The sequence below is a fragment of the Stenotrophomonas sp. genome (genome assembly GCF_059505245.1).
Genome location: NZ_JCACKF010000042.1, coordinates 64,110 through 84,752, shown reverse-complemented (window position 1 = coordinate 84,752; position 20,643 = coordinate 64,110). Strand labels below are relative to the sequence as shown.

The 20,643-nt window shown below is 66.3% G+C and carries 11 protein-coding genes; 4 read left to right on the top strand and 7 right to left on the bottom strand.

Annotation, left to right across the window (positions count from 1 at the left end):
- Nucleotides 1-9 precede the first annotated feature (9 nt).
- The gene (locus AC5JLE_RS16095) at nt 10-2,082 is read left to right on the top strand and encodes an acyltransferase family protein (protein ID WP_164166458.1); all 2,073 of its coding nucleotides are present in this window, start codon (nt 10-12) and stop codon (nt 2,080-2,082) included.
- A gap of 12 nt (nt 2,083-2,094) precedes the next feature.
- On the opposite strand, the gene AC5JLE_RS16090 is transcribed toward AC5JLE_RS16095, so the two are convergent.
- The 4 genes from AC5JLE_RS16090 to AC5JLE_RS16075 form a co-directional block, all read right to left on the bottom strand.
- On the bottom strand, nt 2,095-3,279 hold the full coding sequence (locus AC5JLE_RS16090; protein ID WP_496065467.1) for an MFS transporter: 1,185 nt from the start codon (nt 3,277-3,279) through the stop codon (nt 2,095-2,097).
- Nucleotides 3,280-3,365: 86 nt separating this feature from the next.
- A complete protein-coding gene (gene metH / locus AC5JLE_RS16085; protein ID WP_496065466.1) occupies nt 3,366-6,050 on the bottom strand; it encodes a methionine synthase in 2,685 nt (894 codons plus the stop codon).
- 57 nt (nt 6,051-6,107) lie between these two features.
- The gene (locus AC5JLE_RS16080; RefSeq protein WP_414934714.1) at nt 6,108-7,199 is read right to left on the bottom strand and encodes a homocysteine S-methyltransferase family protein; all 1,092 of its coding nucleotides are present in this window, start codon (nt 7,197-7,199) and stop codon (nt 6,108-6,110) included.
- 13 nt (nt 7,200-7,212) lie between these two features.
- Nucleotides 7,213-8,142, bottom strand: a complete 930-nt coding sequence (locus AC5JLE_RS16075; protein ID WP_014037755.1) for an ArsR/SmtB family transcription factor — start codon at nt 8,140-8,142, stop codon at nt 7,213-7,215.
- Between the two features lie 153 nt (nt 8,143-8,295).
- Between AC5JLE_RS16075 and AC5JLE_RS16070 the strand changes: the two genes are divergently transcribed.
- Both AC5JLE_RS16070 and AC5JLE_RS16065 read left to right on the top strand, forming a co-directional pair.
- A complete protein-coding gene (locus AC5JLE_RS16070; protein ID WP_496065465.1) occupies nt 8,296-9,444 on the top strand; it encodes an acyl-CoA dehydrogenase family protein in 1,149 nt (382 codons plus the stop codon).
- A gap of 130 nt (nt 9,445-9,574) precedes the next feature.
- Nucleotides 9,575-9,862: a hypothetical protein gene (locus tag AC5JLE_RS16065; protein ID WP_496065464.1), complete on the top strand. Its 288-nt coding sequence runs from the start codon at nt 9,575-9,577 to the stop codon at nt 9,860-9,862.
- Nucleotides 9,863-10,013: 151 nt separating this feature from the next.
- Here AC5JLE_RS16065 and AC5JLE_RS16060 read toward each other — a convergent pair whose 3' ends face one another.
- The 3 genes from AC5JLE_RS16060 to AC5JLE_RS16050 are packed head-to-tail and all read right to left on the bottom strand — an operon-like array spanning nt 10,014 to nt 15,127.
- The gene (locus AC5JLE_RS16060; RefSeq protein WP_046431562.1) at nt 10,014-13,187 is read right to left on the bottom strand and encodes a multidrug efflux RND transporter permease subunit; all 3,174 of its coding nucleotides are present in this window, start codon (nt 13,185-13,187) and stop codon (nt 10,014-10,016) included.
- 15 nt (nt 13,188-13,202) lie between these two features.
- Nucleotides 13,203-14,471, bottom strand: coding sequence for an efflux RND transporter periplasmic adaptor subunit (locus AC5JLE_RS16055; RefSeq protein WP_032962064.1), 1,269 nt, complete (start codon nt 14,469-14,471; stop codon nt 13,203-13,205).
- On the bottom strand, nt 14,471-15,127 hold the full coding sequence (locus AC5JLE_RS16050) for a TetR/AcrR family transcriptional regulator (protein ID WP_046431559.1): 657 nt from the start codon (nt 15,125-15,127) through the stop codon (nt 14,471-14,473). Before AC5JLE_RS16050 ends, AC5JLE_RS16055 begins: the two co-directional genes overlap by 1 nt.
- Before the next feature lie 250 nt (nt 15,128-15,377).
- Here AC5JLE_RS16050 and AC5JLE_RS16045 point away from each other — a divergent pair, with 250 nt between their 5' ends.
- Nucleotides 15,378-20,354 (top strand): NAD-glutamate dehydrogenase, encoded by a 4,977-nt coding sequence (locus AC5JLE_RS16045; RefSeq protein ID WP_262217560.1) that lies wholly within the window; start codon nt 15,378-15,380, stop codon nt 20,352-20,354.
- Nucleotides 20,355-20,643 lie beyond the last annotated feature (289 nt).

Sequence of the window (20,643 nt, the reverse complement as noted above, 5' to 3'; positions counted from 1 at the left end):
GGGGAAGGGATGACCGCTGATCCAAGCCGTGGCTACGTGCCGCACATTGACGGCCTGCGCGCGATCGCTGTGCTGGCCGTCATCGTGTTCCACCTGGACCCGGCCTGGTTGCCAGGCGGGTTCACCGGCGTGGATGTGTTCTTCGTCATCTCCGGTTTCGTGGTCAGCGCGTCGGTACACCGGCTGCCGCCGCTGTCGCTGGGGCAGTCGATGCTGCGCTTCTATGCGCGCCGCATCCGTCGCATCGCGCCGGCGCTGTTGGCTTGCCTGTTGCTGACTGCCGTGGCAAGCGTGCTGTTCATTCCCGAGTCCTGGCTCAGCGAAGCCAGTGACAGGACCGGACTGATGGCGTTCTTCGGCTTCAGCAACTGGGTGCTGGCAGCGATCGGCAACGACTATTTCGCGCCCAGGGCCGAATTCAATCCCTACACCCATACCTGGTCGCTGGGCGTGGAAGAGCAGTTCTACCTGCTGTTCCCGCTGCTGTTCCTGGCTTGGGCGCGCGGTGCACGCGGGCGCTGGATCAGCCTGGGCCTGTTCGCCCTGGTCAGCATGGCGTCGCTGCTGCATGCGGCGGTGCTGGGTCTGCGCGAGGCGCCGCCATCGTGGGCGTTCTATGCCACCAGCACCCGCCTCTGGCAACTGGGGGTGGGCGTGCTGCTGTTCCAGCTGCTGCATGTGCGCGAATCGCTGGACCCGGCAACCGGCCAGGCACTGAAGCGCGCCGCGCCGGTGTTCTCCCTGCTGGCCATGGTGGCGCTGGGCCTGCTGGGGTGGGCGTTGTGGTCCGCGCGTGCCGGGCGGTCACCGTGGCCTGACGGCGTGCTGCCGGCCTTCGCCACCGCGGGCCTGCTGTGGGCGCTGCATCATCATCCGCAGGCATGGGTGGCGCGCCTGTTGGCCAGCGCCCCGATGCGCCGTATCGGCCAGCTGTCGTACTCGCTGTACCTGTGGCACTGGCCGGTGTTCGTGCTGATGCGCTGGACCGTGGGCTTGCAGACACCCTTGCAGATGACCGCCGCGATGGCGTTGGTGCTGCTGCTGTCATGGCTGTCGTGGCGCTGGGTGGAACAGCCGTTCCGCGGCACGTTGGCGCAGCGCCTGCGTCCCGGGCGTTGGGTGCTGGCCGGCGCGGTCGTACTGCTGTGCGCCGCCGGCATCCAGACAGTGCTCTACCTGCAGGCGCCGCGGCTGTCGTTGAGTACGGTCAGCCGGCATCCGGCCGATTGGTACCCCAATGGCAAGAGCGTGGCCGGTGACTATCCCGAGTGCGCACTGGTGGTCGCCAAGCATCGTTTCGAAGGCGGTAGTGCGCGCACCTTTGCGCGTGGAGACTGCGACCGCCCGCTACCGGTTGGCGCGCCGAAGCGGGTGTTCGTTGCTGGTGATTCGCATGCGATGGCCTACATCGAACTGCTGCAGCGACTGGCCCTGGAAACCGGCTCGGCGGTCTCCCTCTATGGCCGCGGCGGATGCCCGCAGGTGAGCCTGCAGAAGTGGCGCGGTGCCGGTGCCGGTTGCGCTGATTTCGACGCCGCGGTGTTCGCCGATATCGCGCGGCGTGCGCAGCCGGGGGATGCCGTGGTGCTGGTGTCGTTGCGCGTGCCACGCCTTTCCGATCAGTTCGTGCTGTTCGATGCGCAGGCGCAGCTGGCGGGCGAACTGACGGCAGAGGCCGCGGCAGGACGCGACGCCGAAGTGGCCGAGGCGGTCGCGCAGTGGAGACCCCTGGCCGAGCGTGGCGTGCGCATCGTGCTGGAGGCGCCCAAGCCAGTGCTGCCAGCGCCTCCTTATCGCTGCTCGGACCGCTTCAATGCCCGCAACGAGGTCTGCCGCAACGGCCTGGACAGCACGCGCGTCGCGATGGAAACGTTGCGGGCACCCATGCTGGGCAGCCTGCAGCAGGTGGTCGATGGACTGCCAGGTGGCGTGCTGTGGGACCCGATGCCGGTGCTGTGCGACGACGCGTTATGTCCAGCCCAGCGCGATGGGCGGCCGCTGTTCTTCGATGGCGATCATCTCAGTGCGCATGGCAATCGGGTGCTGCTGCCCTCGCTGCAACAGGTTCTGTTGCAGCGCTGAGCCGGGCAGGGGTCAGCGCGCGTGGCTGTTCCGTCGCGCACGTATGAGCGGCAGGCTCAGTGCGAAGAAACAGAGCAGGGCACCAATCAGGGCGAAGCCGCTGCCGGCCAGGAACGCGGTGCGACCATCGTCGATCTTCCACAGTTGGCCGGCAATGAGTGCGCCGAGCACACCGCCGACACCGGACGAGAATCCGTACAGCAGCCCCTGGCCATGCCCATTGAGGCGACCGGGGAAGTAGGTCGCCAACATCTGCATCGCTGCTGCGAAGAACGCCGCAAAGCCCAGCGCGTGCGCGCTCTGCGCCAGCAGCATCACCGGCAGGTTTTCCGGGAACAGTGCGGTCACGGCCCAGCGCAGGCAGGAACTGACCAGCGCGATCAACAGCATCCAGCTGGCGTCATAGCGGCGGAAGAAGCGGCCGATGGTGAAGAACACGCCCACTTCGAAGACCACACCGATGGTCCAAAACAGGCCCAGGGTGGAGGTGCGGTAGCCGTGATGGTCCATGTAGACCGAAAAGAACGTGTAGTACGGGCCGAAAGACAGTTGCTCCATGAAGGCGGCCAGGAAGAACGCCAGCACCGGCGGTCGGCGCACGATCTGCCAGAAGCCGCTGGCGTCGCCGCCGGTCTTGCCGACGCCGCGCGCGTAGTGGTTGCTGAAGGCCGAGGCGACCAGCAGCGCGAACAGTGGCAGCATCATCCACGGCAGCAGCCCGGCGTGGTTGGCCGTGCCGTCATCTTCGATCAGCCAGCCGAACAGGGTCACGACGGCGATGAAGCCGAGCGAGCCCCAGACCCGGATCAACCCGTAGCGATGGCTGTCGTTGCCCAGATGGGTGAGGGTGATCGACTCGAACTGCGGCATCACCGCGTTGTAGAAGAAGCAGAACACCACCATCGCCGGGTACATCCACGGCTGTGGCAGCGGCAGCAGGAATACCGCGAAGCTGAGCAGGGTCAGCACGCAGCCCGCGCGCAGCAGGCGGATCGGTCGTGGCGATGCGGCCGCCAGCGAGGTCCAGGTGCTGGGCGCGATCACGCGGGTGGCGTACCACAGGCCCATCATCACGCTGATGGCCGTCACGCTCATGCCGCGCGCGCTCAGGAACAGGCTCCAGTACGGCGTGAACGCGCCCAGCGCCGCGTAGTAGAACAGGTAGAAGCTGGAGAGGCGTGCAACGGGAACGGTCATCGCGGAATGATGAGGCAAAAAAGGGGACGGAGGGAATTAAGTCGCGAATGCATAAACGACTTAATCCCCTCCGTCCCCTTTTTGTGTCATTCGGGGTCGTAGTCGAGGTTGGAGGCCAGCCAGCGTTCGGCCTGGGCGCGGTCCACGCCCTTGCGGCGGGCGTAGTCGCTGACCTGTTCGCGGCTGAGCCGGCCGACCACGAAGTACTGGCTCTGCGGATGGCTGAAGTAGTAGCCCGAGACAGCGGCCGTGGGCAGCATCGCGAAGCTCTCGGTCAATTCCATGCCGGCGTTTGCTTCGGCCTGCAGCAGGTCGAACAGGCGCCGTTTCTCGCTGTGTTCCGGGCAGGCCGGATAGCCAGGCGCCGGCCGGATACCGCGGTACTGCTCGTCGATCAGGGCGTCGTTGTCCAGCGCCTCGGCGCGCTCATGGCCCCAGAATTCGGTACGCACGCGCTGGTGCAGGCGCTCGGCCAGCGCCTCGGCGAGGCGGTCGGCCAGTGCTTTCAGCAGGATCGCGTTGTAGTCGTCATGCTCGGCCTCGAAGCGCGCGACGTGCGCGTCGATGCCGATACCGGCAGTGACTGCGAACGCGCCGATCCAGTCCTGCTTGCCACTGTCGAGGGGCGCGATGAAATCGGCCAGGCAGAAGTCCGGGCGCTCGGCAGGCTTGTCTACCTGCTGGCGCAGGAAGTGCAGGGTGGTTTCGCCCTGCGGGTGCTGCACGCGGACGTCGTCGCCGATGCTGTTGGCCGGCCACAGGCCGAACACGGCCTTGGCCGTCAGCCACTTCTCGCCGACGATGCGCTCGAGCATCGCGCGCGCATCGCGGTACAGCTCGCTGGCCTGGGTGCCGACAATCTCGTCGGTGAGGATGGCCGGGAACTTGCCGGCCAGTTCCCAGGCCTGGAAGAACGGTGTCCAGTCGATGTAGTCGACCAGTTCGGCCAACGGGTAGTCGTCGAACACATGCAGGCCGGGCTGGTTCGGTGCCGGTGGCGTGTAACTGTCCCAGCCACCCTGGAACTTCTGCGCGCGTGCATGCTCCAGCGTGACCAGGCGCTTGGCGTCGCCACGGTTGCGATGGCGCGCGCGGATTTCGGCATAGTCGGCCTCGTTGGCGGCGACGAAGGCCTCGCGCAGGTCGCGCGAGATCAGCGACTGGGCCACGCCCACCGCGCGCGAGGCGTCCTTCACCCATACCGTCGGGGCCTTGTAATGCGGGTCGATCTTCAGCGCGGTGTGTGCGCGCGAGGTGGTGGCGCCGCCGATCAGCAGCGGCAGGTCGAAACCCTGGCGCTCCATCTCGCGGGCGACGTGGCTCATCTCCTCCAGCGACGGGGTGATCAGTCCGGACAGGCCGACCAGGTCGGCGTTGTGCTCGCGGGCGGCATCGAGGATCTTCTGCGCCGGCACCATCACGCCCAGGTCGACCACCTCGAAGTTGTTGCAGGCCAGGACCACGCCGACGATGTTCTTGCCGATGTCATGCACATCGCCCTTCACCGTCGCCATGATGATCTTGCCATTGCTCTTGGCGGTATCACCGCTGCGTGCCTTCTCCGCCTCGATGTACGGCAGCAGGTAGGCCACCGCCTTCTTCATCACGCGTGCGGATTTCACCACCTGCGGCAGGAACATCTTGCCGGCACCGAACAGGTCGCCCACGATGTTCATGCCGTCCATCAGCGGGCCCTCGATCACGTCCAGCGGGCGGCTGGAGGCCTGCCGGGCCAGCTCGGTGTCTTCCTCGACAAAGGCATCCAGGCCGTGCACCAGCGCATGTGCCAGGCGCTGCGCCACCGGCTTCCCGCGCCAGGCCAGGTCCTCGGTCTTCGCCGCGCCCTTGCTGCCCTTGTAGCGCTCGGCGATCTCCAGCAGGCGCTCGGTGGCATCGCTGCGGCGGTTGAGGATCACGTCCTCGACGCGCTCGCGCAGCTCAGGCTCCAGCTCGTCGTAGATCGGCATGGCGCCGGCGTTGACGATGCCCATGTCCATGCCGGCGGCGATGGCGTGGTAGAGGAACACCGAGTGGATGGCCTGGCGCACCGTTTCGTTGCCGCGGAACGAGAACGAGACGTTGGAGACGCCGCCGGAGACGTGGCAGTACGGCAGGGTCTGCTTGATGATGCGGGTGGCTTCGATGAAGTCCACCGCATAGTTGTCGTGCTCTTCGATGCCGGTGGCGACGGCGAAGATGTTCGGGTCGAAGATGATGTCCTGCGGCGGGAAGCCGATCTCGTCGACCAGGATGCGGTAGGCGCGGGTGCAGATCTCGACCTTGCGCGCGCAGGTATCGGCCTGCCCGCTTTCATCGAAGGCCATGACCACCGCGGCGGCGCCATAGCGCAGGACTTTGCGCGCGTGTTCGCGGAACAGCGCCTCGCCTTCCTTCAGCGAGATCGAATTGACCACGCTCTTGCCCTGCAGGCACTTCAGCCCGGCCTCGATCACGCTCCACTTGGAGGAGTCGACCATGACCGGGATGCGGGCGATGTCCGGCTCGGACATGATCAGGTTGAGGTAGCGGGTCATCGCCGCTTCCGAATCGATCAGGCCCTCGTCCATGTTGACGTCGAGGATCTGCGCGCCGCTGGCGACCTGCTGGCGGGCGACGTCCACCGCTTCTTCGTAGCGGCCTTCCTTGATGAGCTTGCGGAACTGCGCACTGCCGGTGACGTTGGTGCGTTCGCCGACGTTGATGAACAGCAGGTCCGGAGTGATGACCAGGGGTTCCAGGCCGGACAGGCGGGTAGGGCGGACAGGCGTCATGGCAGGCGTCGGCTCAACAGCAAGAGGGCGGGAAGTGTGGAACGGTGGCGGCGACATTCATGCGGCCTGCTCCTGGACACCGGGCAGGGCGCGCGGCGGCAGCCCGGCCACGGCGCGGGCGATCGCACGGATGTGGTCGGGGGTGGAGCCGCAGCAGCCGCCGACCAGGTTCAACAGGCCATCCTCGGCGAAGCCGCGCAGGGTGGTGGCCATCTCTTCAGGCGTTTCGTCGTACTCGCCGAAGGCGTTGGGCAGGCCGGCGTTGGGATGTGCGCTGACGTAACAGTCGGCGACCTGCGAGAGGGTTTCCACGTGCGGGCGCATCGCCTCGGCGCCCAGCGCGCAGTTCAAGCCGATCGACAGCGGGCGCGCATGCGCCAGTGACGCATGGAAGGCCTCGGCGGTCTGCCCGGACAGGGTGCGCCCGGAGGCGTCGGTGATGGTGCCGGAGATCATCACCGGCAGGCGTGCACCACGCGCGTCGAAGGCCTCCTCCAGCGCATACAGCGCGGCCTTGGCATTGAGCGTGTCGAAGATGGTCTCGACCATGAGGGTGTCGGCGCCGCCATCGATCAGGCCCTCGATGGCTTCGCGATAGGTGTCGCGCAACTCGTCGAAGCTGGTGTTGCGGAAGCCCGGATCGTTGACGTCGGGACTGATCGAAGCGGTGCGGCTGGTGGGACCGATCACCCCGATCACGAAGCGCGGCTTGCCCGGCGTGGCCGCAGCCACCGCATCGCAGCAGGCGCGTGCAACGGCGGCGCCGGCCTTGTTCAGCTCGTACACCAGGTGTTCGAGGTGGTAGTCGGCCTGGCTGACCGAAGTGGCGTTGAAGGTGTTGGTCTCGACCAGATCCGCCCCGGCGTCCAGGTATGCGGTATGGATGTCGGCGATGACCTGCGGCCGGGTCAGCAGCAGCAGGTCGTTGTTGCCCTTCAGGTCATGGCCTTCCGGCGTGCCGTGGTCGCAGCCGGGACCGTGCGCATGGTCATAGCCACCGGCGAATCGCTCGCCGCGGTAGTCGTCTTCCTGCAGGCCATGGCGCTGGATCATCGTGCCCATCGCGCCGTCGATGATCAGGATCCGCTCGCGCAGGGCGTGGAGCAGGGCGTTTGCACGATCAGGATGTAGCCAGGGCAGGGCGGGCATGGTGGTCTCGGGCTCAGGGCTTGTTGGCGATCAGCGAAATCACTTCGAAGTGCGGCGGACGCTTCTCGCGGGTGACCGTTTCCAGGCTGGACACCTGCAGGCCGGCCTTGTCGACGAACTTGCGCAGCTCCTTGTCGCTGAAGCCGAGGTTGACGTGGCCATAGGCCTCCACCGCTGCCTTGTGCTCGTGACGGGCCAGGCTGCACAACAGCAGGCGGCCGCCCGGGCGCAGCACGCGTGCGGCTTCGGTTACGGCCTGCGCCGGCTTGCTGGCATAGGTCAGCGCGTGCATCAGCACCACCAGGTCGAAGCTGCCGTCCTTGAACGGCAGGGCATGCATGTCACCCTCGCGGACTTCCACATTGGGCAGCCGGCGCAGGCGCTCGCTGGCAGCGGCGACCACGCGCGCGCTGGTATCGATGCAGATGTAGCGCTTGGCGTGGGGGGCGACCAGTTCGGCCAGCACGCCGTCACCGGAGGCGATGTCCAGCACGTCGCCGGTCTCCAGCAACGGCAAGGCGGTGCGCGCCAGCGCCTCCCAGGTACGGCCCGGAGAGTAGTGGCGCTCCATGTCGCCGGCCACGCTGTCGGCCCAGTTCTGGTCCGAGGCGCGGTGGGCCAGCACTGCAGCCACGCGCTCGGCATCCTGGCGCAGCAACGGGTCGTCGCTTCCGTTGCTCAAGGCATGCCACAATGCACGCTGCGCCGGGTCCAGCTGGGCTTCGTCGAAACGGTAGTAGGCCGACACGCCGGCACGGCGGTCGCGGACCAGGCCGGCTTCCTTCAGGCGCGCCAGGTGGGTGGACACGCGCGGCTGCGCCAGCCGGGTGATTGCCGACAGTTCGGCCACGGTCAGTTCCTCCTGCTCCAGCAGCGCCAGCAGGCGCACGCGGGTGGCATCGGCGAACACCTTCAGGCGGGTCGACCAGTCTTCCAGATCCATAAATATCTACCTATCGCGATATAGAGATATATTCGCCGAAAGGGCCTGCCGCGGTCAAGTCGCCAGCGTACGGAAGCAGCCGGCCCCCGGTACAATCGGAGCACCTGGGCGCGCCGTGTGCGGCCCATAACTTCATGTACCCGGGAGGGTGTTGTGGATTTCAGCTTTACCGAAGAGCAGTTGATGCTGCAGGACGTGGCGCGGCGCATCGCGCAGGAAAAGATCGCCCCCAGCGCGGAGCACCATGACCGTACCGGCGAGTTCCCGCTGGACAACATCCGCCTGCTGGGCGAGAACGGCCTGATGGGCATCGAAGTGCCGACCGAGTACGGCGGTGCGGGCATGGACCCGGTTGCGTACGTGCTGGCGATGGTGGAGGTCGCCGCCGCCGACGCCGCTCACTCGACCATCATGTCGGTCAACAACTCGCTGTTCTGCAACGGCATCCTCACCCACGGTACCGAGCAGCAGAAGCAGACCTACGTGCGTGCCATCGCCGAAGGCACCGCCATCGGCGCGTTCGCGCTGACCGAGCCGCAGTCCGGTTCCGATGCCACTGCCATGCGCTGCCGCGCGGTGAAACAGGCCGACGGCACCTTCGTCATCAATGGCAAGAAGAGCTGGATCACCTCCGGCCCGGTGGCCAAGTACATCGTGCTGTTCGCGATGAGCGAGCCGGACAAGTGCGCGCGCGGCATCACCGCCTTCCTCATCGATACCGACAAGGCCGGTTTCGGTCGTGGCAAGACCGAGCCCAAGCTGGGCATCCGCGCCTCGGCCACCTGCGAGATCGAGTTCAATGATTACGTGGCGCAGGCCGAGGACGTGCTGGGCCAGGAAGGCGAGGGCTTCAAGATCGCCATGAGCGTGCTCGATGCCGGCCGCATCGGTATCGCCTCGCAGGCCATCGGCATCGCCCGTGCCGCCTATGAAGCGACCCTGGAGTACGTGAAGGAGCGCAAGGCCTTCGGTGCCGCCATCGGCACCTTCCAGATGACCCAGGCCAAGATTGCCGACATGAAGTGCAAGCTGGATGCAGCGCTGCTGCTGACGTTGCGCGCGGCTTGGGTGAAGGGCCAGGGCAAGCGCTTCAGCAACGAAGCCGCCATCGCCAAGCTCACCGCCTCGGAAGCGGCGATGTGGATCACCCACCAGGCGGTGCAGATCCACGGCGGCATGGGGTACTCGAAGGAGATGCCGCTGGAGCGTTACTTCCGTGATGCCAAGATCACCGAGATCTATGAAGGCACCTCGGAAATCCAGCGCCTGGTGATCGCCCGCAACGAGACCGGACTGCGCTGAGACGCAACGGCCGCGCCGCTGCAAGGGCGGCGCGGCCGGTCGATCCGCGCCACGCGTGGATGCGCTGTGCTCTTGGCCGAACGATGCCGGATCTGTTCCAATGCAGGCCGTTTCCATACGGTCTGCACAGATGATCTATCGTGGTTGGGGAATCCTGACACTGATCACGCCGATCGCAGCGATCCTGCTGCTGGCGTATTTCTTCCCGCACGCAGGCCCCAAGGGCAACACCCCACTCTCGCAGGTGTTGCTGGGTGCCAGCATTGGCGTGGCGGTGAACGTGCTGCTGGGCCTGTGGCTCAACCGGGCACCCCGGCAGAAGGGCGAAGTGGCGCCCCATCATTTCTTTTTCGTGCCGATGCAGTGGGCTGCACTGGTAATCGTGGCAGTGTGCGTGGTGGTCGCGCTGTTGCGCTGAGACGTGACTCGAACGGAGCCCACCAAGGTTGGCGGCTACCGGGCATGCCGTTGCCCTGGTAGATGCCAACCTTGGTTGGCATGAATTCAAAGGCGGCAAGAAAAAGGCCCCGGATCGCTCCGGGGCCTTTTCGTTTCAGCGCACTGCCGGATCAACGATCCGGGCGGTGTGCAGCATCCGCGTCGCGCTGGCGTTCCATGAACTCCTTGGACGGTTCATCCAGCTTGTCGCCCAGCATGCGGCGCACGACCACGAAGAACACCGGGATCATCAGCAGGCCGAGCAGGGTGGCGAACAGCATGCCGCCGATCACGCCGGTACCGATGGCGTGGCGGGAGTTGGCGCCGGCGCCGGTGGAGATCGCCATCGGGATCACGCCCATGATGAACGCGAACGAGGTCATCAGGATCGGGCGGAAGCGCAGGCGGGCCGCTTCGATGGTGGCATCGCGCAGGTTCTTGCCGGCTGCGCGCTGCTCCACCGCGAACTCCACGATCAGGATCGCGTTCTTCGCGGCCAGGCCGATCACGGTGATCAGGCCGATCTTGAAGAACAGATCGTTGGGCAGGCCGCGCAGCATCGACAGGCCCAGTGCGCCCAGCACGCCCAGCGGCACCACCAGCAGCACTGCCACCGGGATCGACCAGCTTTCATACAGGGCGGCCAGGCACAGGAACACCACCACGATGGACAGCACCAGCAGCAGCGTGGCGGCATTGCCGGCCAGGATTTCCTGGTAGGACATGCCGGACCAGTCGTAGCCGAAGCCGGCCGGCAGGTCGTCGTTGACGATGCTCTCCATGGTCTGCATCGCTTCGCCCGAGCTGGTGCCCGGTGCCTGCGAGCCGACGATGTTGATCGCCGAGTAGCCGTTGTAGCGGCTCAGCGACGGCGGTGCCGACACCCATTCGGACTTGACCACCGTGTTGAGCGGGATCATCGCGTTGGTGCCATCGGCGTTCTGGGTCAGGGTGGAGGGGCTGTAGAAGCTCTTCAGCGACTCCTGGCCGGTGCGGTACGGGCCATCGGCCTGCATGGTCACGCGCTTGATGCGGCCTTCGTAGAAGAAGTCGTTGACATAGACCGGGGCCAGCATCAGCTGGATGGTGCTGTACACGTCCGACACCGACATGCCCATCGACTGCGCCTGCACGCGGTCCACGTGCAGCTGCAGCTGCGGGGCGTTCTCCAGCCCGTTCGGACGCACGCCGACCAGGGCTTCGGGCTTCTGCGCGGCCTTGCCCAGCAGGATGTTGCGCGCCTGGGTCAGCTGTTCGTAGCCGGCACCACTGCGGTCCTGCAGCCACATGTCGAAGCCGCCGAACTGGCCGAGGCCCTGCACGGTGGGCAGGTTGACCACGAAGATCTGCGCTTCCTTGATGCCGTAGAACGCGCCGTTCATGTTCTGGATGAACTCGGGCGCGGTGAACTTGCGTTCCTCCCACGGCTTCAGGCGGATGAAGCCCATGCCCACGTTCTCGCCGGAACCGACGAAGCTGAAGCCGGCCACCTGCAGCATGCCTTCATAGCCATCCTGCTTTTCCAGGATGCCACGCATCTGCGCGAACACTTCGTTGGTCTGGCCCTTGGTCGAGCCCGGCGGCAGCTGCACGATCGCCAGCGCATAGCCCTGGTCTTCTTCCGGCAGGAAGCTGCCCGGCATGCGGGTGAACAGGAAGCCGCACAGCGCGGTCAGCACCACGAACAGGATCATCCAGCGCGGCGCATGGCGCACCGCCGAGGTGATGTGGCCCACGTAGGTGTGGCTGATCTTGTCGTAGTACTTGTTGAAGGTGCGGTAGACGATGTTCGGGTTGTCGTTGTGCGTCGGCTTGAGGAAGGTCGCGCACAGCGCCGGGGTGAAGCCCAGTGCCAGGAACGCCGAGAACGCCATCGAGATGGCGATGGTCAGGGCGAACTGCTTGTAGATCTCACCGGCGGCGCCGCCCTGCAGGGCGGACGGGATGAACACCGCCGCCAGCACGACGGTGATCGCCACCACCGCGCCGGTGATCTGGGTCATTGCCTTCTGCGTGGCCGGCTTCGGCGCCAGGCCTTCCTCGCTCATGATGCGTTCGACGTTCTCGATCACCACGATCGCATCGTCGACCACGATGCCGATCGCCAGCACCATCGCGAACAGGGTCAGCTGGTTGATCGTGAAGCCGATCATCCACATGCCCAGGAAGGTACCGAGCAGGGCGACGGGGATGACCAGGGTCGGGATCAGTGTGGCGCGGAAGTTCTGCAGGAAGATCAGCATCACCAGGAACACCAGCAGGACCGCTTCAAACAGGGTCTTGACCACTTCCTGGATCGAGATCTTGACGAAGGTGGTGCTGTCGTACGGCGAGAACCAGGTCACCCCGGACGGGAAACTGGGCTGCAGCTCGTCCATCTTGGCGCGCACCGCTTCGGCCACGTTCAGGGCGTTGGCGCCCGGCAGCAGCTGGATGGCGAAGGCGCCGGTCGGCTTGCCGTTGTACTGGGTGTCGAAGCCGTAGTTGTTGGCACCGAAGGCGACGCGGGCGATGTCCTTGAGCAGCACGCGCGAGCCATCGGCGTTGGCGCGCAGGATGATGTTCTCGAATTCCTGCGGCGAGCTGAAGCGGCCTTCGGCCGAGACCGTGGCGGTGAAGTGCTGGCCTTCCGGCGACGGGTCCGAACCCAGCGCACCGGCGGCGAACTGCACGTTCTGCGCACGTACCGCGGCCAGTACCTGGCTGGCCGACAGGCCATAGCCCTGCATCTTCTCCGGGTTCAGCCAGATGTTCATGGCGTACTCGGAACCGAACTGCTGGGTGCTGCCGACGCCGGGGATACGCGAGACCTGGTCGAGCACGCGCGAGCCGACGATGTCGTTCAGGGCGTCACGGTTGATGGTCGGGGTATCGGACTGCAGCGCCACCACCATCAGGAAGCCGGCATTGGCCTTGGCCACCACCACGCCCTGCTGGGTCACTTCCGAAGGCAGTCGTGGCGTGGCCAGCGACACCTTGTTCTGCACCTGCACCTGGGCGATGTCCGGATCGGTACCGGTCTCGAAGGTCAGGGTGATCTGCGCGCGGCCGTTGGAGGCCGACGAGGAGCTGAAGTACAGCAGGTGATCGATACCGGTCAGCTGCTGCTCGATCACCTGGGTGACCGATTTCTCGGTGGTGTCCGCGCTGGCGCCCGGGTAGGTCGCCGAGACGGTGACCTGCGGCGGGGCGATGTTGGGATAGGACTCCACGCCCAGGTTGAGGATCGCGATCACGCCGCTGAGCGAGATCAGGATCGCAACCACCCAGGCGAAGACTGGATGTTCGATGAAAAATTTAGGCATGACGGAAGGTTCCCGTTACTGCTTGTTCGAATCGGTGGCGGCCGGCTTGGCCGCATCGGCCTGTTCCGGCTTGGCCGCGTCGGCCGGTGCCTTGCCTGCCGCCGGTGCTGCGCCCGCCGGAGCGGCGCCGCCTGCGGCAGGCTTGCCGTTGGCGTCCTGCCCCGGGGTCCACGGCTTGGCCACCGCCGGTGCACCTTCCTTGACCTTCTGCACGCCGGCCACGATCACCTTGTCACCGGCGGCCAGGCCGTCGCTGACCAGCCAGTTGCCGTTCTGCGCGCCATCGGTCTTCACGTTCTTGCGCACCACCTTGCCGTCGGCACCGACCACCATCACGTAGCCGCCGGTGGTGTCACGCAGCAGCGCCTGCTGCGGCACCAGGTAGGCATTGTTGCGCTCGCCCAGGTTGGCCTGGAAGCTGACGAAGGCGCCCGGCAGCAGGATCTGCTGGGGGTTCGGCAGCAGCGCACGCAGCGACACCGCACCGGTGGCCGGGTCGACCGTGGTCGAGGAGAAGTCCAGCGTGCCCGGCTCACCATAGGTGCTGCCGTCGGCCAGCTTGACGTTGACCGTGGCCTTGCCGTCGCCGGACAGCGCCAGCGAGCCCTTGGCCTGCTGCGCGCGAAGCTGGGTCAGCTCATCCACGCTCAGCGAGAAGTTCACATACAGCGGGTCGAGCTGGTCAACGGTGGTCAGCAGGGTCACATCGCCCTGGCCGACCAGCGCGCCCTCGGTGACCTGCTGCTTGTTGGCCACGCCACTGATCGGCGCGGTCACTTCGGCGTAGCCCAGGTTGATCCGCGAAGAGGTCACTGCCGCTTCGGCCTGCTTGACGGCGGCCAGGGCGGTGCGCTCGGCCGATTCGGCGTTGTCCAGGTCGGACTTGGAGACGAACTGCTGCGGCGCCAGCGAGCGCGCGCGATCGGCGGCGACCTTGGCATTGGCGTAGGTGGCGCGGGCCGAAGCCAGCTGGGCCTCGGAGGCGTTGAGCGAGGCACGCAACGGCGCCGGGTCGATCAGGAACAGGGTCTGGCCCTGCTTGACCTGCGAACCTTCCTGGTAAACGCGCTTGAGCAGCACGCCGGGTACGCGTGCGCGGACGTCGGCGCTGCGGAACGGCGACAGGCGGCCGACCAGCTCGCGCTGCAGCGGCAGGGTCTGCGGCTTGGCGTCGATCACGCCCACCTCCGGCGGCGGGGGCGTCTGCTGTTCCGGCTTCTTGCAGGCAGCCAGCGCGACAGCAACGGCGCACGTCAAGGCAAGGGTGCGGAGTGGGGCGGTCATCAGGAGGAACTCCGGGGTTGGTTTGTAGACGGGGCCGGCGACGGCTGTGGCGCGAACGCGCGCAGGAAGCTGTCGACGGAGAACTCTGCCCAGCGCCGACGCAGGAGCGCGTCATCACGATGGGGGGTATGGAAGCGCTGTTTGTCGAAATCCTGACCGGCGATCATGCTCAGCAGCAGTTCGGCCATGAAGTGCGGGTCGTCATGCCGGAGCTGGCCTTGCATGCAAACGGTTTCAATCCATTCAGCAAGATGAAGCGTCAGCGCGCCGGCACCGTGCCGGTACAGCGTACGCGCCTCTTCGGGAAACTGGGCTGCCTCGGCTGCAATCAGCCGGCAGGCCTGTCCTACGTGCGGTTGGTTGAAATGCTCCAGGAAGTCGGTGGCGAACTGGAGAAGGCTGGCACGCAGGTCGTCACCGCGGAGTGCACGCAGCATGGCCCCGGTGGCGTGGCCGACGTGGCGCTGCATCACCCGGCGCAGCAGTTCCTGCTTGCTGCCGTAGCGCGAGTACAGGGTCTGCTTGGAGCAGCCGGCATGCTGGGCCACCGCGTCCATGCTCATCTGCATGCCCTGCTCGGCCAGCAGTCTGCGCACGGCATCGAACACGCGCTCATCGCGCGCGTCGAGGGCAACGGGGAGGTAGGCCGGGTTCACGCGGTGGACTATACCGTCCAGTTCAGGATTGTGGAATCGAATCGGCGTCGCCGCGTGTGTCTTCCGGTAACACGCTTTGCCGATCCTGTCGGCAGTGCTGAAGCAGGCGCCAGCTCCATACCGGAGCGAACTGAATAGGCGTCTAAACCGCAGCAAACCCGAATCTGCTTATTCCGTCCTGCAGCAAGGCCTTTTCGTGCGGTAGGGCTACAATTTCATTTTCCCAACTGAGCAAGCGCATCGCTCTGCCATGAAACCGCAAAAAACCGCAGCCAAGACCGTGAAAAACAAGACGAAACCAGCAGAGTCGGAGGTCGCAGTGACCGCTGGTTTCTCCCTGGAGCCGGTGTACACGGCCTTGCGCAAGCGCTACCCCGCGGCCGCACAGGCCGAAGCGGTGGCCTTCGCCACTGACTTCTACAAGCGCATGGAATCGGACGAGTTCCCGCACCACAGCGCTGAAGAGTGGGCCGCGCTCGCGGCTGAGACGCTGGAATTCGCCCGTGCCCGCAAGGCCGGCAAGGCCAACGTCCGCGTGTTCAATCCGACTGCGAAGGCCAACGGTTGGGAATCGCCGCACACCGTGCTGCAGATCGTCAACGACGACATGCCGTTCCTGGTCGATACCGTCACCATGTCGCTGGCCGAGCAGGGCGTGGGTGTCCACGTGCTGGGCCACCCGGTGCTGCACTTCACCCGCGACAAGGCCGGCAAGCTGGTCAAGGTCGGCGAGGGCGATGCCGAGTCGGTGATGCTGCTGGAGATCGACCGCCAGCCGGCCGACGCCATGGCTGCCATCGAACAGGCCATCAACAAGGCGCTGGACGAAGTGCGTGCGATCGTGCGCGACTGGCAGCCGATGAAGGACAAGGCGCTGGCGCTGGCCGACGACCTCGGCAGCCGCCAGCTGCCGGTCGACGACGCATCGCGCAAGGAAGCACAGGAGTTCCTGCGCTGGGCCGCCGACAACCACTTCACCTTCTTCGGCTACCGCGAATACCGCGTCGAGAAGCAGGGCAAGGAAGAGGTGCTGGCGCCGCTGAACGACACCGGCCTGGGCCTGATGCGCGGCAAGGACAAGTCCGCCGCCCGTCCGGTCAAGACCCTGGCCGCGCAGGGCCTGAACACCACGTCCGGTCTGAAGGATGCGCTGATCCTGACCAAGACCAATGCCCGTTCGCGCGTGCATCGCGCTGGCTACATGGATTACATCGGCGTGCTGGAATTCGACGCCAAGGGCAAGATCATCGGCGAGCAGCGCTTCCTCGGCCTGTTCACCTCCAGCGCCTACAACCGCCGCCCGTGGGAAATCCCGCTGGTGCGCCAGCGCCACGAGCACGTGATGAAGCAGTCGGGCCTGGCCCCGGCCAGCCACAGTGGCAAGGCCCTGCGCCACATCCTGGAAACCCTGCCGCGCGAAGAACTGTTCCAGTCCAGCGAGGACGAACTGTTCCGCACCGCGATGGGCGTGCTGGGCCTGCAGGAGCGCGTGCGCAGCCGCCTGTTCCTGCGCCGCGACAAGTACAGCCGTTTCATCTCCGCGCTGGTCTACCTGCCGCGTGAGCGCTTCAACACCGACGTGCGCCTGCGCATCGAGGCGATGCTGAAGGACGCGCTGCACGGCGAGTACGTCGACAGCTCGGTGGTGCTGGGCGAATCGCCGCTGGCCCAGGTGCACCTGATCGTGCGCCCGAAGCCGGGTGAGATGCTCGACGTCGATACCGCCGAACTGGAGCAGAAGCTGGCCCAGGTGCTGCGCAACTGGCAGGACGACCTGCGCGAAGCGCTGGTGGCCCGCCACGGCGAGACCGAAGGACTGCGCATCGCCGCCCGTATCGGCAAGGCGCTGCCGGCCGGCTACATCGAAGACAACAGCACCGCGGTTGCCGCCAACGATGTCAGCCAGCTCGACGCCCTGACCGGCCCGGACGACCTGCGCCTGAGCCTGCAGGCCGTGCCGCGCGAAAGCGGTGATGGCCTGCGCCTGAAGCTGTATCGCCAGCTGGACGACATTCCGCTGTCGGACGCGCTGCCGATGATGGAAAACATGGGCCTGCGCGTGATCGCCGAGCGTCCGTACCGCCTGTCGGTCGACAACGCCCCGGTGTACGTGCAGGACTTCGAGGTCGAGTCGACCGCCGGCGCGATCGATGCCGCCAGTGTCGATGAAGCCTTCGGCGAGACCTTCGCCCGCGTCTGGCACGGCGATGCCGAGAACGACGGCTTCAACCGCCTGGTGCTGGCTGCCGGCCTGCACTGGCGCCAGGTCGCCATGCTGCGCGGCTACTGCAAGTACCTGCTGCAGACCGGCGTGCCGTTCTCCCAGGCCTACGTGGAAGGCACCTTCGCGCGCTACCCGCTGCTGGCCCGCCTGCTGGTCGAGCTGTTCGAAGCCCGCTTCGATCCGGCCACCGGCCACGAAAGCAAGGACGACATCGCCGCCGGCCAGGCCCAGCTGAAGGCCCACTTCGACGTGCTGGCTGCCGGTGACGATGCCACCCTGAAGGTGCTCAAGACCGTGGTCGACGCCCGCAAGGGTGACCGCGACGCGCAGATGCAGGCCGCGCGCGATGCGCTGCTGAAGCTGATGGACCGCGTGTCCAGCCTGGACGAGGACCGCATCCTGCGCTCGTTCATGGGCGTGATCGACGCGACCCTGCGTACCAGCTACTACCAGACCGATGCCAACGGCCAGCACGGCCATGTCATCAGCTTCAAGTTCGATTCGGCGCTGGTGCCGGACCTGCCGAAGCCGCGCCCGTACCGCGAGATCTTCGTCTACGGCCCGCGCGTGGAAGGTACCCACCTGCGCTTCGGCGCGGTCGCCCGTGGTGGCCTGCGCTGGTCGGACCGTCGCGAAGACTTCCGTACCGAAGTGCTGGGCCTGGTCAAGGCACAGATGGTCAAGAACACTGTCATCGTGCCGGTCGGCGCGAAGGGCGGCTTCTTCGCCAAGACCCCGCCGGTGAACGGCGACCGTGATGCGATCTTCGCCAACGGCGTGGCCTGCTACAAGCTGTTCATCCAGGGCCTGCTGGACATCACCGACAACATCGTCAACAACAAGATCGTGCCGCCGGTGGATGTCGTGCGCCACGACATGGACGATCCGTACCTGGTGGTGGCCGCCGACAAGGGCACTGCGACCTTCTCCGACATCGCCAACGGCCTGGCCATCGCGCACGGCTTCTGGATGGGCGATGCGTTCGCCTCCGGTGGTTCGGTCGGTTACGACCACAAGGGCATGGGCATCACCGCACGCGGTGCGTGGGAGTCGGTCAAGCGCCACTTCCGTGCGCTGGGCCGTGACAGCCAGAGCCAGGACTTCACCGCGGTCGGCGTCGGCGACATGTCCGGCGACGTGTTCGGCAACGGCATGCTGCTGTCGCGCCACATCCGCCTGGTGGCTGCGTTCGATCACCGCCACATCTTCCTGGACCCGAACCCGGACGCGGCCACCACGTTCGTCGAACGTGAGCGCCTGTTCACCGTGCCGCGTTCGAGCTGGGCGGACTACGATGCCAAGCTGATCAGCAAGGGCGGCGGCGTGTACCCGCGCAGCCTGAAGTCGATCGAGATCACCCCGCAGGTGCGTGAAGCGCTGGGCCTGGACGAGAACGTCAAGGCGCTGTCGCCGAACGAACTGATGAGCGCGATCCTGAAGGCACCGGTCGACCTGCTGTGGAACGGCGGCATCGGTACCTACGTCAAGGCCGCCAGCGAGCAGCACAGCGATGTCGGCGACCGTGCCAACAACGCGCTGCGCGTGAATGGTGGCGAGCTGCGCTGCAAGGTCGTGGGCGAGGGCGGCAACCTGGGCATGACCCAGCTGGGCCGCATCGAAGCCGCGCAGGCCGGCGTGCTGCTCAACACCGACTTCATCGACAACTCGGCCGGTGTCGACACCTCCGACCATGAAGTCAACATCAAGATCCTGCTCAACGATGTGGTGCGGGCCAAGAAGCTGACCGTCGAGCAGCGCAACAAGCTGCTGGCCTCGATGACCGATGAAGTCGCCGAGCTGGTGCTCAACGACAACTACCGCCAGAACCAGGCGCTGAGCCTGATGGAGCGGATGGCGGTCAAGCGCCTGGGTTCCAAGCAGCACTTCATCCGTACCCTGGAACAGCAGGGCCTGCTTGATCGCCAGATCGAGTTCCTGCCGTCCGATGCCGAGCTCTCGCAGCGCAAGGCGCGCGGCCAGGGCCTGACCCGTCCGGAGCTGTCGGTGCTGCTGTCCTACTCCAAGCTGGTGGCGTTCGCCCAGCTGCTGGATTCGGACATCCCGGAAGATCCGTACCTGTCCAAGGAACTGCAGCGCTACTTCCCGACCCCGCTGCAGAAGAAGTATGCCGACGCAATGGAGCGTCACCGCCTGAAGCGCGAAATCATCGCCACGGCCGTGACCAACCAGACCATCAACCGCATGGGCGCCACCTTCCTGATGCGCATGCAGGAAGACACCGGCCGTTCCATCGCCGAGGTCGCCAAGGCCTACACCATCAGCCGTGAAACGCTGGATGCACGCGCGCTGTGGGCGCAGATCGATGCCCTCGACGGCAAGGTGCCGGAGTCGGTGCAGATCGACGCCCTGGAAGTGATCTGGAAGCTGCAGCGCTCGTTCGTGCGCTGGCTGCTGTCGCGCCCCGGCGCGATGCCCGGCATCACCGAAGCGGTCAACCGCTACCAGGGCCCGTTCAACGATATCCGCGTTGCCTCGGGTGTGCTGCCGGATTCGCAGCGTCCGACCTACGAAGCCCTGGTGGCCGAGTGGAAGGAAAAGGGCCTGCCGTCCGCGCTGGCGCAGCAGCTGGCCGAACTGCACTTCCTGGAGCCGGCGTTCGACATCATCGAACTGGCCCGTACCCGCAAGCTGAAGCCGGTGGACGTGTCCAAGGTCCACTTCCGCCTGGGCGATGCCCTGCAGCTGCCGTGGCTGTTCGAGCAGGTCGATGCGCTGGAGGTCAATGGCCGTTGGCACGCGGTGGCACGTGGCGTGCTGCGTGACGAGCTGGCCGCCAACCACCGCAACCTGGCGGGCCAGGTGCTGGGTACCAAGGGCAGCAGTGCTGAAGCAAAGGTGGCGGCCTGGATGGGTCGCGACGACAGCAGCCTGCGCTTCACCCTGGCGATGCTGGCCGAACTGGCCGAGCAGAAGACCCTGGACTACCCGACCGTTTCGGTCGCGGTGCAGCGCCTGGGTCAGCTCGCTGCGCATGGTGCGTAAGCGCATTCGCGCTGACGCCCCACGGTTTGCTCTGCAAACCGTGGGCCCCATGCCAACCATGCTCCCAGACCCCCGCGCCGTTGGCGCGCCCCCCTGACTCAGGGGGGGCTCCTGATCTGCAGCAGTTGGAGGAACGGCCCCGCGAAAGCGGGGCCGTTCTGCATTGCCGGGTAGTGCCGGGCGCGGGGCGGGCAACCCCAGGCGCCCCAACCGTGGAGGAGGCCGGCCCCGGGCGGGCCGACCCCGGTTTGTGGTTGTTGGCGTACCAACCCCCGACCCCCCAGGGCGC

Excerpts from the sequence above, each read along its gene's own strand:
- AC5JLE_RS16045 (WP_262217560.1), top strand. The coding sequence starts at position 15,378 with ATGAAACCGCAAAAAACCGCAGCCAAGACCGTGAAAAACAAGACGAAA.
- AC5JLE_RS16075 (WP_014037755.1), bottom strand. The coding sequence starts at position 8,142 with ATGGATCTGGAAGACTGGTCGACCCGCCTGAAGGTGTTCGCCGATGCC.
- AC5JLE_RS16095 (WP_164166458.1), top strand. The coding sequence starts at position 10 with ATGACCGCTGATCCAAGCCGTGGCTACGTGCCGCACATTGACGGCCTG.
- AC5JLE_RS16060 (WP_046431562.1), bottom strand. The coding sequence starts at position 13,187 with ATGCCTAAATTTTTCATCGAACATCCAGTCTTCGCCTGGGTGGTTGCG.
- AC5JLE_RS16080 (WP_414934714.1), bottom strand. The coding sequence starts at position 7,199 with ATGCCCGCCCTGCCCTGGCTACATCCTGATCGTGCAAACGCCCTGCTC.
- metH (WP_496065466.1), bottom strand. The coding sequence starts at position 6,050 with ATGACGCCTGTCCGCCCTACCCGCCTGTCCGGCCTGGAACCCCTGGTC.
- AC5JLE_RS16055 (WP_032962064.1), bottom strand. The coding sequence starts at position 14,471 with ATGACCGCCCCACTCCGCACCCTTGCCTTGACGTGCGCCGTTGCTGTC.
- AC5JLE_RS16090 (WP_496065467.1), bottom strand. The coding sequence starts at position 3,279 with ATGACCGTTCCCGTTGCACGCCTCTCCAGCTTCTACCTGTTCTACTAC.
- AC5JLE_RS16065 (WP_496065464.1), top strand. The coding sequence starts at position 9,575 with ATGATCTATCGTGGTTGGGGAATCCTGACACTGATCACGCCGATCGCA.